Origin of the sequence: Ornithinimicrobium pratense, assembly GCF_008843165.1 — a bacterium.
Taxonomy (GTDB): domain Bacteria; phylum Actinomycetota; class Actinomycetes; order Actinomycetales; family Dermatophilaceae; genus Ornithinicoccus; species Ornithinicoccus pratensis.
This window is the reverse complement of sequence record NZ_CP044427.1, coordinates 2,358,675-2,375,082: the sequence shown is the minus strand read 5'-3', so window position 1 is coordinate 2,375,082 and position 16,408 is coordinate 2,358,675. Positions and strand designations below refer to the sequence as shown.

Below are 16,408 nucleotides of genomic sequence, written 5' to 3'. Positions count from 1 at the left end.
TGGGTAGCCTGAGATGGTGACTGAGATCGAGATCGGGCGGGGCAAACGCGGCCGACGGGCCTACTCCTTCGACGACATCGCGGTCGTCCCCTCACGGCGCACCCGTGACCCCGAGGAGGTCTCGATCTCCTGGCAGATCGACGCCTATCACTTCGCGATACCGGTGCTCGGGGCGCCGATGGACTCCGTGGTCTCGCCGCAGACCGCCATCGAGCTCGGTCGCCTGGGCGGCCTGGGCGTGCTGGACCTCGAGGGGTTGTGGACCCGCTACGAGGACCCCGCCGTGGCCCTGCAGGAGATCGCCCGGCTGGAGGGGGAGGCCGCTACCGCCCGGATGCGGGAGCTGTATGCCGCACCCGTGCAGCCCGAGCTGATCGCCGAGCGGCTGCGGGAGATCCGGGAGGCCGGGGTGACGGTTGCCGGGGCCCTGTCGCCGCAGCGCACCCAGCAGTACTGGCGCACCGTCGTCGATGCCGGGGTCGACCTGTTCGTGATCCGGGGCACGACGGTCTCGGCCGAGCACGTCTCCAGCCGCGCCGAGCCGCTGAACCTCAAGCGCTTCATCTACGAGCTGGACGTCCCCGTCATCGTCGGAGGCGCGGGCACCTACACGGCGGCCCTGCACCTGATGCGCACCGGAGCGGCGGGTGTCCTCGTCGGCTTCGGCGGCGGGTCCACGCACCGCACCCGCACCTCCCTGGGCATCCACGCCCCGGCCGCCTCGGCCATCGCCGACGTCGCGGCCGCCCGCCGCGACTACCTCGACGAGTCCGGCGGACGCTACGTTCACGTCATCGCCGACGGTGGGGCAAGCGTCTCCGGGGAGATCGTCAAGGCCGTCGCCTGCGGCGCCGACGCGGTGATGATGGGCGCCGCGCTGGCCCGCGCCCAGGAGGCGCCGGGCGCCGGCTACCACTGGGGCAGTGAGGCGCACCATCCCGAGCTGCCGCGCGGGGACAAGGTCCACGTCGGCACCGTGGGCACGCTCGGGGAGGTGCTGCTCGGGCCGGGGCGGACCGCCGACGGCACCACGAACATGATGGGGGCCCTGCGCCGGGCGATGGCGACGACCGGCTACACCGACCTCAAGGAATTCCAGCGAGTGGAAGTGGTGGTGGCACCGTATGGCGGGCACTGAAAGTCAGTCCGGGACCCTGGCCGGCCGGCGGCAGGTGAGCAAGGACGCGGTGCACGTGCGCCGCCGTCGCGTGGCGGCGATCGGGCTGGTAGGGGTGCTCCTGCTCGGGGGCTGCGGCGCCAATGCGCTCCTGGGCGGCGGGGAGCAGGACGCTGCCACAACAACCGGCACGCCCACGGCCGGTCCGGCTGAGGCCACCGCCCCCACCACGGGTGGGTCCGCGACCGGGCAGGAGGACGACGGCGACGCCGGCGGTCAGACCGGCGGGAGTGAGGACGCCGCCGACGCGACCGGACAGGACGGCGCCACCGAGGATGAGCGCGAGGCCGGTGACGGTGCCGACGACGAGTTCGCCTGGAAGCACGACCCGGTCGCCGCAGAGCACCCCAGCGACAGCACCGCGATGGAGCAGGTGGACTACCTCACCGGCGGGCTGACCCCCAAGTCCGTCATGGCCTCCGGGCACGGGCTGGCCATCGCGAACAACATGATGTACAGCCACACCTCCACCGTCTTCGACACCACCACCCGCGAGCAGGTGGCGGTGCTGTCCGACAGCGTGGACCTGGCCGAGTTCGGCGTCGAGGGACACCCCGGGATCTCGCAGGGCTCGCCCGTGGAAGCGGTGTGGACGCAGGACGGCCGCTACGCCTACGTCTCCCAGTACACGATGTTCGGCGAGAACTTCGGACGGGAGGGTTTCGACGCCTGCACCGTCCACGACGGGGTCGGCCCGTCGATGCTCTACCGCTTCGACGCCCATGAGATGGAGTGGGACCAGGTGATCAAGGTCGGCGCCGTGCCCAAGTACGTCGCGCTGAGCCCCGACCAGTCCACGATCCTGGTGAGCAACTGGTGCGACGCGACGCTGTCCGTGGTCGATACCCAGCGCGGCGAGGAGATCGGCACCATCGCGATGGACGCCGCCCCGCGCGGCATCGTGATCATGCCGGACAACAACACCGCCTACGCGGTGGCGATGTATGCCAACCAGCTGTACGAGATCGACATCGCCGAGCAGTCCTCCGAGGTGATCCGGGAGATCGGTCCTCGGCCCCGCCACCTCAACCTCACCGAGGACGGCTCGACCCTCTACCTCACAGTCAGCGGGGCCAACGCGATCTACCAGATCGACACCGCCAGCGGGGAGATCGTCGGCGAAGCCACGCCGGGGGTCGAACCCCGCAGCGTGGCGATGTCTCCGGACGAGTCAGCCCTCTACGTGGTCAACTACGACGAGGCGACCGTGTCCAAGATCCGCACCTCCGACATGGAGGTCATCGACCGGGTCCAGGTCGACGCCAACCCGATCGGCATCGACTACGACCCGGTGACCAACACCGTGTGGGTGGCCTGCTACAACGGCTCGATCTACGTCTTCGACGACCAGGGCGCCCTGCTCTGACTCCCAGGAGCCTCCCTTACCCTGGGAGGGTGATCCGCACCGCCCTCAAGCCGGCCTGGTTGGCTCTGCTGGCCCTGCTGATCGCCGTCGTCATCGCCTTCTACCAGCTCGGTATGTGGCAGATCGGGGTCAGCTCCAACACCGCCGCCCGGGAGATGGCCGCCGTCCAGGCCGCCCGCCCCACCGAGCCGCTGGGCCAGGTGACCGCCCCGCACCAGACCTTCCCCGACGACGGGGCAGGGCTCTTGGTGCGCGCTGAGGGCGAGTACGCCGCCGAGCACCAGTTCCTCGTCCCCGACCGGTTGCTGGACGGGCAGGAAGGCTACTGGGTGGTGACCCCGCTGCAGACCGACGCCTCCGGCGCCCCCGCGCTGATCGCGGTGATGCGCGGCTTCGTCACCGATCCCGGCCAGGCGGACGTCCCGCCCGCCGCGCCGGTGGCGATCCTGGGGACCCTGGCCCCGGCCGAGACCCCGGTGTTCAACGACCTCCCGGGGGGTCAGCGGGGCGCCATCGACACCGCAGACCTGGCCAACGACTGGGACCTGCCCATCTACAACGCCTTCATCTTCCTCGTCGAGGAGGCACCCACGCTCACCTCCGCACAGGTGCAGCCGGTGCCGCCGCCGATCTTCGGCGAGAGCGGCATCGAGTGGCGCAACTTCGGCTACGGCCTGCAGTGGTTCGTCTTCGCCGCCTTCGCGTGCTACATGTACTACCGGTTCCTGCGGGACGCTACCCGCCAGGAGCAGGAGGCGCAGCAGGAGCGCGAGACGGCCGTCTTGGCCGTGCCCGCCCCGGACGCACGGCATACCCAGCCGCCCTCCGCCACGATGGCGGGCCCGGCACCCACCCGAGAAGGAGACCTCGCATGACCCCCCGCGCCAAGCTCACGTTCTTCCGAGTGATGGCCTTCCTGGTGGGGGTGTTCCTGCTCATCCTGGCTACCCACATGGTGCTCTACTACGGCTTCGACAACGACGTCCTGGCCTGGTGGCCAGCCCCGCACGGCTGGTTCTACATGATCTACATCGCCGCCACCGCGGTCCTCGGCTTCGAGCTGCGCTGGGGGTTGGGCAAGATGGTCGGGGTGATGCTGGCTGGGTGCGTGCCGTTCCTGTCCTTCTGGGTCGAGCACAAGGTCTCCCAGCAGGCCAAGGGCCAGATCGAGGAGCGGGAGCGCAGCGCGGATAAGGTTGCCGTGTGAGCACCCCCCCACCCGCGCGACCCGTCCTCGTCGTCGACTTCGGCGCCCAGTACTCCCAGCTCATCGCCCGGCGGGTGCGGGAGGCCGACGTCTACAGCGAGATCGTCCCGCACACCACACCGCCCCACGAGATCCTGGCCATGGACCCGGCCGCGATCATCCTCTCCGGTGGGCCGTCCTCGGTCTACGCCTCCGACGCACCCGGCCTGGACGAGGCGGTCGTCACCGCAGGGGTGCCCGTGCTGGGCATCTGCTACGGCTTCCAGGCCATGGCCCAGGCCCTCGGCGGGTCGGTCGAGCGGACCGGCCGGCGCGAGTACGGTCAGACCGTCGCCACCGTCGAGGACACCGAGAGCACCCTGTTCGCCGGGCAGCCCGGGGAGCAGGTCGTCTGGATGTCGCACGGGGACGCGGTGATCCAGCCGCCAGAGGGCTGCGCGGTGACCGCCAGCAGCCCCGGGGCCCCGGTGGCGGCCTTCGAGGACGACGAGCGCCGGCTGTATGGCGTGCAGTGGCACCCCGAGGTGCTGCACACCGCCCACGGCCAGCAGGTGCTGGTCAACTTCCTCAGCCGCGGTGCGGGCCTGGAGCGGACCTGGACCAGCGAGAACGTCGCCCAGCAGCTCATCGAGCAGGTGCGTGAGCAGGTCGGCCAGGACCGCGTGCTGTGCGCCCTCTCCGGCGGGGTCGACTCCTCGGTCGCGGCAGCCCTGGTCCAGCGGGCCGTCGGTGACCAGCTGACCTGTGTCTTCGTCGACCACGGCCTCCTGCGCGAGGGGGAGGCCGCCCAGGTCGAGCACGACTTCGTCGAGGCCACCGGGGTGGATCTGGTCGTGGTGGACGCCCGCCAGCGCTTCCTCACCGCGCTCTCGGGAGTCACCGACCCCGAGGCCAAGCGCAAGGCGATCGGCCGCGAGTTCATCCGCGTCTTCGAGCAGGCCGCCCGGGACGTGGTGCAGGACCGCGGCGATGACGACCACCCGGTCAAGTGGCTGGTGCAGGGCACCCTTTACCCCGACGTCGTCGAGTCCGGCGGGGGCGCCGGCACCGCCAACATCAAGAGCCACCACAACGTCGGCGGGCTGCCCGAGGACCTGCAGTTCTCCCTCATCGAGCCGCTGCGCAGCCTGTTCAAGGACGAGGTGCGCCAGGTCGGGCTGGAGCTGGGCGTGCCCGAGTCCATCGTGTGGCGCCAGCCGTTCCCGGGGCCCGGGCTGGGCATCCGCATTGTCGGGGAGGTGACCGCGGAGCGGCTGGACGTGCTGCGCCGCGCCGACCTCATCGCCCGCGAGGAGCTCACTGCTGCCGGGCTGGACCGCGACATCTGGCAGTGCCCCGTGGTGCTGCTGGCCGACGTCCGCTCGGTCGGCGTCCAGGGTGACGGGCGCACCTACGGCCACCCGATCGTGCTGCGTCCGGTCTCCTCCGAGGACGCGATGACCGCCGACTGGAGCCGCCTGCCCTACGACGTCCTGGCCCGGATCTCCTCCCGGATCACCAACGAGGTCGAGGACGTCAACCGGGTGGTGCTGGACATCACCTCCAAGCCGCCCGGGACCATCGAGTGGGAGTGAGGGGTATGCGGCCCCGCACCACCGCTGCGCTCGCCGCGGGCAAGGCCGCACGCCTGGTGTCGCGGCTGCGCGGGGGCGGCTCCGCGCTGCCCGGGCTGGTGGCCGAGCGCATCGACCCCGGCCTGCTGGCGCATACCCTGGGCAGTATGCCCCGAGGGGTCGTGGTCGTCTCCGGGACCAACGGCAAGACCACCACCACCAAGATGCTCGTGGCGCTGCTGCGGGCCCATGGCCTGCGAGTCTTCACCAATCCCACCGGCTCTAACTTCACCCGCGGCGTGATCTCGGCCCTGCTGGGCGAGGTCGGGCTCAGGGGGCGCGTGGACGCCGACCTGGCCGTCGTCGAGCTCGACGAGGCGCACGCCCTGCACTTCGCCGCGCAGGTGGCGCCCACCCACGCCCTGCTGCTCAACGTCGCGCGGGACCAGCTGGACCGGTTCGCCGAGATCGACCACACCGCCCGGCTGCTGACCACCCTGGGCCAGGCGACCACGGGCGGGGTGGTGCTCAACGCCGACGACTCCTTCATCTCCCGGATCCGGGAGCACCTGCAGCCCGGCGTTGAGGTCGGCTGGTTCGCCGTCGACCCCTCGGTGGCGGACCGCCTCCCCGAGCTGCAGGAGGCGGACGTCCGCTTTGCCGAGGAGGAGCGTCCCGACCTCACGGAGGGGGCAGCCCTGCTGCTGCCGGCGGAGGACGGCCGGGCCTGCACCGTCCGTCTGCCCGGTGGGTCGGACGTAGGCCCGGTCACGCTGCGGCAGCGCGGTCTGGCGGCGATGATCAACGCCACCGCGGCCACCGCGATGGCCCGTCAGCTGCTGGGGGAGAGCTTCGCGGTCGACGCCGCGGCGCACGCCCTGGCGACGGTCACGCCGCCCTTCGGCCGCGGTGAGGTCATCGACGTCGGTGGGGTGCCGCTGGAGCTGGTGCTGGTCAAGAACCCGGCCGGGTTCACCGTCGCCCTGGGCACCTACGGCACCGAGCCGGTCGCCACGATGATCGCGATCAACGACAACTACGCCGACGGTCGGGACGTGTCCTGGCTCTACGACGTCTCCTTTGAGTCGCTGCGCGAGCGGGGGGTCGCGCTGACCAGCGGCGTGCGGGCCTGGGACATGGCTCTGCGGCTGCGCTACGACGGCGTCGAGGTGGGCGAGGTCGAGACCGACCTGGACCGAGCGCTGGACCGGTTCCTGGCCCTGCACGAAGGAGAGCCGATGCGCGTCTTCACCTCCTACACCGCGATGATGCACCTGCGTCGCCGCCTGGCCGACCGCTTCGGCCTGGCCCGCTTCGGCGAGGACCCCGCCGCATGAGCTCCCACCCTGCGGACGGCCCTGGGGACGTCGATACGCCGCTGCCGGCCGACGTCGCCGCCTTGGCGGACGTCCCAGCGGACAAGGGCGAGGTGCACCTGGTGCACCTCTACCCTCGCGAGATGAGCATCTACGGGGACCTCGGGAACACCCGCTGCCTGGCGTCCAGGCTGCGCTGGCACGGCTACCGGCCGGTCGTGCACAACCACCACCCCGGTGCCCCGTGGCCGGGCCGCGTCGACCTGGTCCTGGGCGGTGGTGGGCAGGACAGCGGGCAGCTGAGGGTGCAGGAGGACCTCGCGGCGCAGGCCGACCGGCTTCGGGAGCTGGCCGCGGGCGGCGTCCCCATGCTGATGATCTGCGGGATGTACCAGCTCTTCGGCAAGGCCTTCATCACCGCGGAGGGCCACCGGCTGCCCGGGCTGGGCGTCCTCGACGTCACCACCCGGGGCAACGCCACCCGGATGATCGGTCCCGTCGTGCTGGACACCGATTTCGGGGCGGTTGTGGGTTACGAGAACCACTCGGGGGCCACGGTCCTGGGGGAGGGTCAGGCACCGTTCGGGCGGGTGCGGCACGGGCACGGCAACGACGGTTCGGACGGCACCGAGGGAGCCCGCACCGGCAACGTGATCGGCTCCTACCTGCACGGCCCGATCCTGCCGGCCAACCCCGATCTGGCCGACGGCCTGCTCGAGGCGGCCGCGCGCCGGGCGACCGGTGACTGGGCACCTGCGCAGATCGACGACACGCTCGCCCGGCAGGCCCACGGGCACCAGGTGCGCCGGCTGCTCGGCTAGGCCGACGTGGGCCGGTGAGGGCCGACGGGGGCCAGTGAGGGCTGGTGAGGGCCGCCGGTCAGGGCACGGCCGCCCGCCGCCCCTCGACCCGCCAGGCGACCAGGGCCACCACCCCGAACGGCACGACCACCAGGTGGGCGTAGATGGCATAGAGCAGGGCGGTGGCCGAGGCGGCGCCCGCGCTGCCGCCGAGGATGACGAGCAGTCCCGCGGTGCCGACCTCCGTCACGCCCAGCCCCCCGGGTGTGACGGCGACGGCCGTGAGCATCTGCCGGAAGGTGTAGGCCGCGATCAGCTCGGCCAACGGCAGGTCCAGACCCACGGAGCGGGCGGCCAACCAGTAGAGGCCGAAGAGCAGCACGAACTGCCCTGCCATGCCCAGGGTCATCTCCAGGCCGCCGTGCCGGACCACCGAGGCGATACGGTGCCGCTGGTCGGTGATGATCTGGTCGAGGCCGCGCGGCCGGGCGCCCCGGCCGAACCAGCCGGCGGCCGTGTGCACCAGCTTGACGATCTGGGCCGACACGGTGTCGGAGAAGACCATGAGTGCCGCCACCACCAGGACCCCGGTGCCCGCGACACCGGCGAGGAGGGCGCCGTTGATGATGATGCGCGGTGCGTCGATCGGGCCGGCCACCAGCACGAGGCAGCCGATGACCGGAAGGGCGATCCGGGCCAGCAGGTTCCACAACCCGGTGACCAGCAGCGAGGAGGAGATCTCCCGCTTCAGGAAGCCCCAGGAGCGGTACATCATGAACTGCAGCGCGAAGCCGATGGCGGCGCCCAGGGGCAGCACGTTGGCGACCAGGGAGCTGACCGCGTTGGCTTTGAACCCCTGGCGATGCCCCAGCCCCGGCAGGGACCCGGTGAGCACCCAGGTGTAGGAGACCAGGGCGCCTACGAGCAAGGCGGCCATCGCCACGGCGTGGGGAGCACGGACGCGGGAGAGCTGAGTCCAGATCTCCGCCCACGAGGTGTCCAGGAAGTATGGCAGCCCGTAGGCGATGAGCAGGACGACCAGGACCAGACCGACCAGCGCCCGGGCTATGTCCTTCAGGCCCAGCGGCGGCAGCGTCAGCCCACCGCCGTTGCCCTCACCGCCGTTACCTTCGTCGCCGTTGCCTTCGGCGCTCTCGTCGACCGCGCGACTCATCGCACCCCCTTGCACCCGTCCAGGATGTCACGACCCGGTCGCTTGCCGGCGCAGCGGCGCGGCGGCCTCGTCTGGGTCACCGGCTAGGCGGGCTCGGCCGCCGCGCGGGCACCACGGTCGGACAGCAGCCACCACAGGCCCAGGACGGGCAGCACGAGGGGGAGGAAGAGGTAGCCCCGCCCGAAGCTGCTCCAGACCGTGGCGTCAGGGAACATGTGCGGCGCTAGCACGCTCCACGCCCCCACGACGAGCACGCCGACCAGCTCGACCAGCAGGGCGATCGTGCTGACCCACCAGGCGGTGCGGCCCCGCACGGACAGCGAGACCAGGATGACGACGTAGACCGCTGCGGCGAAGGCGGAGAGCCCGTAGGCCAGGGGCGCATCCTCCCAGCGGGTGGAGATCTGGGCGGCGGAGCGGGAGACGGTGCCAATGACAAAGATCAGGTAGAGGGCGAGGATGACCCGGCCGGGCCCGTGCCGGCGGTCGCCCGCATGGGCGGTGGGCCGCCTCATGCGCCCGGCACCAGGCCGATGCCGGCCCAGATCTGGGCCGTGCGGGCCGCCATCACCGCCACGACCCCGGCGGCGACGGCCAGCACGATCGTGCTCCAGCGGCTGGGCTCCTCGCGGGCCCAGATGATGGCCAGGACCGGCAGCAGCAGGATCGTGATGAGGTAGGCCCACAGCTCCCAGGTCGGCCCCGCGGGGGAATCACCGCCAAGCTGCCGGGCCAGGTACCAGACGCAGTAGGCCGTGACGGCCGCCTGCATCAAGCAGGTCAGCCCGAGGGTCAGGCGGCCGGGGGGTCGGCCGTTGATCCCGCTGATCGCGCAGACCCCGGCCACGACCAGACCGCCGACGAGCAGGGCGATCGTGGGCCCGTCGAGATAGGCGGAGGAGCTGGAGGTCACGGGGCACAGGGTAGGCGGCGGGTCTGTGGAGGATGGCACCGGGACCGTCAGAAAGCCCACCTAGGATGGGTGGTGATGAGCGGCCTCTTCGATCACCTGCCCTTCGACGAGCCGGTCCCCCCGATGAGCTCGACCGCGGCCAGCGGCCATGTCCGGGAGGCCGGTGCCGTCGACGACCGCGGTGTGCCCACCTGGGCGGTGGCGGGGCAGGAGCCGCCGGGAGACTCCGCCGGCCGCTCCGGGATACCTGCGGAGGCCAGCGCGGCGGCATCACCCGGCGGGGCCGGCCGCTCGGTGAAGGAGCTGCTGGCTGGCCTGAACGACCCCCAGCGCGAGGCCGTGGTGCACGAGGGCAGCCCGCTGCTCATCGTCGCGGGTGCGGGCTCGGGCAAGACCCGGGTGCTCACCCACCGCATCGCCTACCTGCTGGCGCAGCGGCACGTCCACCCCGGCCAGGTCCTGGCGATCACCTTCACCAACAAGGCCGCCGCCGAGATGCGGGAGCGGGTGGAGGCCCTGGTGGGCCCGCGGGCCAAGGCCATGTGGGTCTCCACCTTCCACTCGGCGTGCGTGCGCATCCTGCGCCGCGAGGCCCAGACGGTGGGGCTGCGGTCCTCGTTCACCATCTACGACGCGGCGGACAGCCAACGGCTCATGGGCATGGTCATCCGCGACCTCGACCTGGATCCCAAGCGCTACCCAGCGCGCGCCTTCCTGGCCAAGGTGTCGAACGCCAAGAACGAGCTCATCGACGAGGAGAGCTTCGCCAGCGCCGCCGCGGGCAACGCCTATGAGCAGAAGGTGGCCGAGGCGTACACCCTCTACCAGCGCCGGCTGCGGGCCGCCAACGCCCTGGACTTCGACGACATCATCACCACCACCGTTCACTTGCTGCAGGCTTTCCCGGCTGTCCGGGAGCACTACCGGCGCCGCTTCCGCCACGTCATGGTCGACGAGTACCAGGACACCAACCACGCCCAGTACGTCCTGGTCCGTGAGCTGGTGGGCCAGCTCGGCGACATCGTGGACGGGGGCGACCGGGCGCTGCCACCCGCGGAGCTGTGCGTGGTCGGCGACGCCGACCAGTCCATCTACGCCTTCCGCGGCGCCACGATCCGCAACATCGTGGAGTTCGAGCAGGACTACCCCGATGCCCGGACCATCCTGCTGGAGCAGAACTACCGCTCGACCTCGACCATCCTGACCGCGGCCAACACGGTGATCGCCCGCAACCCCCAGCGCCGCGACAAGCGGCTGTGGACCGACGCGGGGGAGGGGCCAAGGATCGTCGGATACGTGGCGGACAGCGAGCACGACGAGGCCTCCTTCGTCGCCCGGCGCATCGATCAGCTGGGGGACGAGCGCGGGGTCCGACCCGGGGACGTCGCGGTGTTCTACCGCACCAACGCCCAGTCCCGGGCCCTGGAAGAGGTGCTGGTGCGCACCGGGCTGCCCTACAAGGTGGTCGGCGGGACCCGGTTCTACGAGCGCCGTGAGGTCAAGGACGCCCTGGCCTACCTGCGGGTCATCGCCAACCCCGCCGACGACGTCAACCTGCGCCGCATCCTCAACACCCCCAAGAGGGGGATCGGGGACCGGGCAGTCGCAGCGGTGGGGGCGCTTGCGGAGCGGGAGCGGATCCCCTTCGTGGCGGCCCTGGGTCGGGCGGAGGACGCACCGGGGATCGCCACCCGCTCCGCCGCGGCCATCCGGGGCTTCACCCAGCTCCTGGAGGGGCTCGGCGAGCTGGCCGGGCAGGAGGACACCGACATCGGCGACCTGCTTGAGGCGATCCTGGACCGGACCGGCTACCTCGCCGAGCTTCGGGCCAGCAGCGACCCGCAGGACGAGACCCGGGTGGAGAACCTCACCGAGCTGGTGACGGTGGCCCGCGAGTTCGACGACAACTACCCGGAAGGGGGTCTCGTCGATTTTCTTGAGCAGGTCTCCCTGGTGGCCGACGCCGACGAGATCCCCGACGAGGAGGGCAACAGCGCCGGTGTGGTGACGCTGATGACCCTGCATACCGCCAAGGGGCTGGAGTTCCCCGTGGTCTTCCTCACCGGTCTGGAGGACGGCACCTTCCCGCACCAGCGCAGCCTGGACGACCCCCAGGAGCTGGAGGAGGAGCGCCGTCTGGCCTACGTGGGGATCACCCGGGCCCGCGAGCAGCTGCACCTGTCGCGGGCGGGCAGCCGGGCCGCCTTCGGCGCCCCGCAGTGGTTCCCGCCCTCCCGGTTCCTCGACGAGATCCCGGATGAGCTCATCACCTGGGAGCGCACCGACGCCGACCGGATGAGCATGACCGGCCGCCGCTCCGCGGCCGAGGGTATGGCGTGGGGAAGCCGGGACGGCGGGCCCGGCTGGGGCCGCGGCGGTCTGGGCAGCGGCGGCGGCGACACCCGTCGAGCCGCCGTGGTCCGCCTCGACCCCCGCGGCAGCGCCCCCCGCAAGGAGCGCAGCGAGGCCGAGACGGCCGAGCTCGACGCACTGTCGGACGGGGACCGGGTCAACCACGACACCTTCGGCCTGGGCACCGTCGTCCGCGTCGAGGGCACCGGTCGCCACCGGATGGCCCACGTCGACTTCGGCGAGGCCGGCGTCAAACGCCTCCTCCTGCGCGTCGCGCCCCTGGTCAAGCTCTGACCCAGCGCTGACCCAGCGCTGACCCAGCGCTGACCCAGCGCTGACCAAGGTCGGCCAGCGGGCCTGGGCGCATCCCGCCCGGACCGTCGCACAGACCAGTGGCGCCGCTGCGATAGTCTGCGCACCATGTCATCCTCACCGTTGCGCGTGATCGTGGCCAAGCCCGGCCTCGACGGTCATGACCGAGGCGCCAAGGTCGTCGCCAGGGCCCTGCGGGATGCCGGGGTCGAGGTGATTTACACGGGGCTGCACCAGACCCCCGAGCAGATCGTCGAGGCGGCGCTGGCCGAGGACGCCGACGCAGTCGGGCTGTCGGTCCTCTCCGGGGCCCACCTGACCCTCTTCCGCAAGGTCATCGACCTGCTGGGTGAGCGGGACGCCGCGGACGTGGTCGTCTTCGGCGGCGGCATCATCCCCGACGCAGACATCCCGGTCCTCAAGGAGATGGGGGTCGCCGAGGTGTTCACTCCCGGTGCCAGCCCGTCTGCGATCACCCGCTGGGTGCGTGAGCACCTCGCCGCGGACGACTCCGGGGCCCAGGGCAACGACCGCGGTGCCGAGGCCACCGCCGACGCCTGACCCGCGGTCAGGCTAGGGCACCGCTCCGCATCCCCACCGCCAACCCATACCAACGCACACTGCGCAGCACTGCACACCTCACCCACCACCACTCACACGACGGGAAGTGACTCGTGGATCTGTTTGAGTACCAGGCACGCGACATGTTCGAGAAGCACGGTGTGCCCGTGCTCGCCGGTGCGACCGCCGACACGCCGGAAGAGGCCCGCGCGGCCGCCGAGGAGATCGGTCGACGCGCCGGCGGAGTGACCGTCGTCAAGGCCCAGGTCAAGACGGGGGGCCGCGGCAAGGCCGGCGGGGTCAAGGTCGCCAAGTCGGCGCCCGAGGCTCAGATCGCCGCCGAGGAGATCCTCGGGATGGACATCAAGGGGCACACCGTGCACCGGGTGATGATCGCCGAGGGCGCGCGGATCGCCGAGGAGTACTACTTCTCCTTGCTGCTTGACCGGGCCAACCGCTCCTTGCTCGCCATGTGCAGCAAGGAGGGCGGGGTGGAGATCGAGCAGCTGGCGGTCGAGCGCCCCGAGGCCCTGGCCAAGGTGGAGGTCGACGCCAACACCGGCATCGACGAGGCCAAGGCCCAGGAGATCGTCACCGAGGCGGGCTTCGAGGACGAGGTCGCTGCCAAGATCGTGCCGGTGCTGCAGCGGCTGTGGCAGGTCTACCGCGACGAGGACGCCACCCTGGTCGAGGTCAACCCGCTGGTCAAGACCGAGGACGGCGACATCATCGCCCTGGACGGCAAGATCACCCTCGACGCCAACGCCGACTTCCGCCAGCCCGAGCACGCCGACCTGGAGGACAAGGCGGCCGCCGACCCCCTCGAGGCCAAGGCCAAGAAGCTGGGCCTCAACTACGTCAAGCTCGACGGCAACGTCGGGATCATCGGCAACGGCGCGGGCCTGGTCATGTCCACCCTTGACGTCGTGGCTTACGCCGGGGAGCAGCTGCCCGGACACGGAGAGGACAACGGGCCGCTCGCCTCGCCGGCCAACTTCCTGGACATCGGCGGCGGCGCATCGGCCGAGGTGATGGCCAACGGTCTGGACGTCATCCTGGGCGATGAGCAGGTCAAGGCCGTCTTCGTCAACGTCTTCGGCGGCATCACCGCCTGCGACGCGGTCGCCAATGGCATCGTCCAGGCCCTGAAGATCCTCGGCGACGAGGCCACCAAGCCCCTCGTGGTCCGGCTCGACGGCAACAACGTGGAGGAGGGCCGGAGCATCCTCACCGAGGCCAACCACCCGATGGTGACCCTGGCCGAGACCATGGACGGCGGCGCGCAGAAGGCTGCCGAGCTGGCCGCCCACAGCGCCGCCACCAACTGACCCCGACACGAGACACCAAAGGACATCGAGAGAGCACCATGGCGATCTTTCTGAACAACGACTCCAAGGTCATCGTGCAGGGCATGACCGGCTCCGAGGGGATGAAGCACACCCAACGGATGCTGCGCTCGGGCACCGACATCGTCGGCGGCGTCAACCCGCGCAAGGCCGGTCAGACCGTCGACTTCGAGGACGGCGTCCAGGTCCCCGTCTACGGCACCGTCACCGAGGCGATGGAGGCGACCGGGGCCAACGTCTCCGTCGTCTTCGTGCCGCCGGCCTTCACCAAGAGCGCGGTCATCGAGGCCGTCGATGCGGGGATGCCGCTGCTGGTCGTCATCACCGAGGGCATCGCAGTGCGCGACAGCGCCGAGTTCTGGGCCTATGCCCGCGACAAGGGCACGACCCGCCTGATCGGCCCCAACTGCCCCGGCCTGATCAGCCCCGGACAGTCCAACGCCGGCATCATCCCCGCCGACATCGCCGGCGCCGGCCCGATCGGCCTGGTCTCCAAGTCCGGCACCCTGACCTACCAGATGATGTACGAGCTGGGTGACCTCGGCTTCACCACCGCGGTCGGCATCGGTGGTGACCCGATCATCGGCACCACCCACATCGACTGCCTGCAGGCCTTCGAGGACGACCCGGACACCAAGGCGATCGTGATGATCGGCGAGATCGGCGGTGACGCCGAGGAGCGGGCGGCCGACTACATCAAGGCCCACATCACCAAGCCCGTCGTCGGTTATGTCGCCGGCTTTACCGCCCCGGAGGGCAAGACCATGGGCCACGCCGGTGCCATCGTCTCGGGCTCCGCCGGCACCGCACAGGCCAAGAAGGAGGCCCTGGAGACCGCTGGGGTCAGGGTCGGCAAGACTCCCTCGGAGACCGCCACGCTGATGCGGGAGATCATCGACGGCCTGCGCTGACAGTCCGCTTGCCCAGCCTCGCGGCGCCCGGCCGCACCTTCGTGCACCGGGCGCCGCGGCATGTCTGCGGCGCGCCTCCCGGGCAGCGGAGCCGCTGTCCGTGAGCATGGAGGCGATGACTGTGCTGGAGCGCCCCGAGACGACCCCCACGCCCGGCCCCGGACCGCAGCGGGCCCCCGTGCTGACCGTCCGACGGGTGGGGGAGATCCTCGGCGCGGCCGTGGCCGGGGCAGTCTGCGTGGTCCTGAGCCTCCTGGTCATCGCCGTCCCGACCCTGCTCGCGTGGGTCACCGACGAGCGCAGCACCGCCACCCTCGGGCAGAGCGCCGCCGTCTCGGTCGACCTGTGGGCCCTGGCGCACCGCGCCCAGATCATCACGCCCGCCGCGGAGGTCGTCTTCGCGCCGCTGCTGCTCACCGCCTTGCCGCTGCTGCTGTGCTGGTATGCCGCCCGCCAGGTCATCCTCAGCCGCCCCGGCCTGGCCCACCGGGTGCCCCACATCGGTGGCTGGCGCTCGGCCTGGCACGCCCTGGGTGCCACCGACGCCACCGTCTTCGTCCTCTCCTACCTGTTCGCCTCCCTCGCGCTGGCGCACACCGCCAGCTTCGGGATCGCCCCCGTCCGGCTGCACAGCCTGGTGCCCGGTGCCGTCCTCATCCCGCTGGCCGCTGTGGTCCTGGTGTGGTGGCGCGACCACCGCCGCGAGGAGCACCCGGCTGTCGATGCCGGGATGGATTGGGTGCGCGGACGCACGCCCGTGCTGATCCGCCGGGCCGTGCCACCCGCGGTGGAGGTGCTGGTCGCGCTGGCCGCGGTCTGCTTCCTCCTAGTGCTGGGCCTGCTGCTGCTGCGCGGTGAGCGGATCCTGACCCTCTACGGCAGCCTGGACGCCGGCCTCGCGGGCACCGCTGTGCTCACGCTGGCCCAGTTGGCCGCCCTGCCCAACCTCATGGTCTGGGCCCTGGGCTGGCTCTCCGGGGCCGGCTTGACCGTGGGCACAGTGCACGTCGGCTGGTCCCACTCCACCGCTGGCGACCTGCCGCTCATCCCCGTGCTAGGTGCACTGCCGGAGCCCGGTTCCCTGCCCCCGGGGATGGGGGCGATGGTCCTCGTCCCGGTGATGGCAGGTGCCTGGATCGGTTACCGGGCCGTCGAGGTCACCTCCCGGCTCTCCTCGTGGTGGACCAAGGCGCAGGTCGCGCTCGCTGCCTGCGCGGTCGTGGGTCTCGCCACGCTCGTCCTGGGCTGGCTGGCCAGCGGCGGGCTGACTCCGGGCCGGCTCGGCCGCATCGGCGTGGAGCCGGGGCTGCTCGCCGGGTTGCTGACCCTCGAGGTGGCCGCCGGCGCGCTCGTCGTCGTGAGCCTGCTGCACCTGGTCCGGGCCCGCCGCCTCTCTCGGCCGGCCTCCTAGACTGTCCAG

Annotated in this window: 15 protein-coding genes; 12 read left to right on the top strand and 3 right to left on the bottom strand. The window is 71.4% G+C overall.

What is annotated here, in order from left to right; all coding sequences use genetic code 11:
- Positions 1-13: 13 nt before the first annotated feature.
- Genes FY030_RS10890 through FY030_RS10860 form a run of 7 tightly spaced genes read left to right on the top strand, consistent with a single transcriptional unit; the run spans position 14 to position 7,440 of the window.
- Positions 14-1,138 (top strand): GuaB3 family IMP dehydrogenase-related protein, encoded by a 1,125-nt coding sequence (locus FY030_RS10890; protein WP_158061527.1) that lies wholly within the window; start codon positions 14-16, stop codon positions 1,136-1,138.
- The gene (locus FY030_RS10885) at positions 1,125-2,543 is read left to right on the top strand and encodes a YncE family protein (RefSeq protein WP_192498574.1); all 1,419 of its coding nucleotides are present in this window, start codon (positions 1,125-1,127) and stop codon (positions 2,541-2,543) included. Before FY030_RS10890 ends, FY030_RS10885 begins: the two co-directional genes overlap by 14 nt.
- 29 nt (positions 2,544-2,572) lie before the next feature.
- Positions 2,573-3,418 carry an SURF1 family protein gene (locus FY030_RS10880; protein WP_158061526.1) on the top strand — a complete coding sequence of 282 codons (846 nt, stop codon included), beginning with the start codon at positions 2,573-2,575 and terminating at the stop codon, positions 3,416-3,418.
- Positions 3,415-3,750, top strand: a complete 336-nt coding sequence (locus FY030_RS10875; RefSeq protein WP_158061525.1) for a DUF3817 domain-containing protein — start codon at positions 3,415-3,417, stop codon at positions 3,748-3,750. Before FY030_RS10880 ends, FY030_RS10875 begins: the two co-directional genes overlap by 4 nt.
- The gene (gene guaA / locus FY030_RS10870) at positions 3,747-5,324 is read left to right on the top strand and encodes a glutamine-hydrolyzing GMP synthase (protein ID WP_158061524.1); all 1,578 of its coding nucleotides are present in this window, start codon (positions 3,747-3,749) and stop codon (positions 5,322-5,324) included. Before FY030_RS10875 ends, guaA begins: the two co-directional genes overlap by 4 nt.
- A gap of 5 nt (positions 5,325-5,329) precedes the next feature.
- Positions 5,330-6,640 (top strand): Mur ligase family protein, encoded by a 1,311-nt coding sequence (locus tag FY030_RS10865; RefSeq protein WP_158061523.1) that lies wholly within the window; start codon positions 5,330-5,332, stop codon positions 6,638-6,640.
- A complete protein-coding gene (locus tag FY030_RS10860) occupies positions 6,637-7,440 on the top strand; it encodes a type 1 glutamine amidotransferase (protein ID WP_158061522.1) in 804 nt (267 codons plus the stop codon). The genes FY030_RS10865 and FY030_RS10860 overlap by 4 nt, the downstream gene beginning before the upstream one ends.
- Positions 7,441-7,498: 58 nt before the next feature.
- Here the strand turns inward: FY030_RS10860 and FY030_RS10855 are convergent, their stop codons facing one another.
- The 3 genes from FY030_RS10855 to FY030_RS10845 all read right to left on the bottom strand — a co-directional run bounded on the left by FY030_RS10855 (position 7,499) and on the right by FY030_RS10845 (position 9,506).
- Positions 7,499-8,593, bottom strand: a complete 1,095-nt coding sequence (locus FY030_RS10855) for a lysylphosphatidylglycerol synthase transmembrane domain-containing protein (RefSeq protein WP_158061521.1) — start codon at positions 8,591-8,593, stop codon at positions 7,499-7,501.
- Positions 8,594-8,676: 83 nt separating this feature from the next.
- On the bottom strand, positions 8,677-9,108 hold the full coding sequence (locus tag FY030_RS10850; RefSeq protein ID WP_158061520.1) for a hypothetical protein: 432 nt from the start codon (positions 9,106-9,108) through the stop codon (positions 8,677-8,679).
- On the bottom strand, positions 9,105-9,506 hold the full coding sequence (locus FY030_RS10845) for a hypothetical protein (protein WP_158061519.1): 402 nt from the start codon (positions 9,504-9,506) through the stop codon (positions 9,105-9,107). Before FY030_RS10845 ends, FY030_RS10850 begins: the two co-directional genes overlap by 4 nt.
- A 75-nt stretch (positions 9,507-9,581) precedes the next feature.
- Here FY030_RS10845 and pcrA point away from each other — a divergent pair, with 75 nt between their 5' ends.
- From pcrA to FY030_RS10820, 5 genes are all read left to right on the top strand, one after another.
- Complete coding sequence (gene pcrA / locus FY030_RS10840; protein WP_158061518.1) at positions 9,582-12,152, top strand: DNA helicase PcrA; 2,571 nt, start codon at positions 9,582-9,584, stop codon at positions 12,150-12,152.
- A 126-nt stretch (positions 12,153-12,278) separates the two neighbouring features.
- Positions 12,279-12,731 (top strand): cobalamin B12-binding domain-containing protein, encoded by a 453-nt coding sequence (locus FY030_RS10835; RefSeq protein WP_158061517.1) that lies wholly within the window; start codon positions 12,279-12,281, stop codon positions 12,729-12,731.
- 113 nt (positions 12,732-12,844) lie between these two features.
- Positions 12,845-14,059, top strand: coding sequence for an ADP-forming succinate--CoA ligase subunit beta (gene sucC, locus FY030_RS10830; protein ID WP_158061516.1), 1,215 nt, complete (start codon positions 12,845-12,847; stop codon positions 14,057-14,059).
- Between the two features lie 38 nt (positions 14,060-14,097).
- Entirely contained in the window at positions 14,098-14,988 is an 891-nt protein-coding gene (gene sucD / locus FY030_RS10825) for a succinate--CoA ligase subunit alpha (protein ID WP_158061515.1), read from the top strand.
- A gap of 115 nt (positions 14,989-15,103) precedes the next feature.
- Positions 15,104-16,399: a cell division protein PerM gene (locus FY030_RS10820; protein ID WP_158061514.1), complete on the top strand. Its 1,296-nt coding sequence runs from the start codon at positions 15,104-15,106 to the stop codon at positions 16,397-16,399.
- The last annotated feature ends 9 nt before the right edge of the window (positions 16,400-16,408 follow it).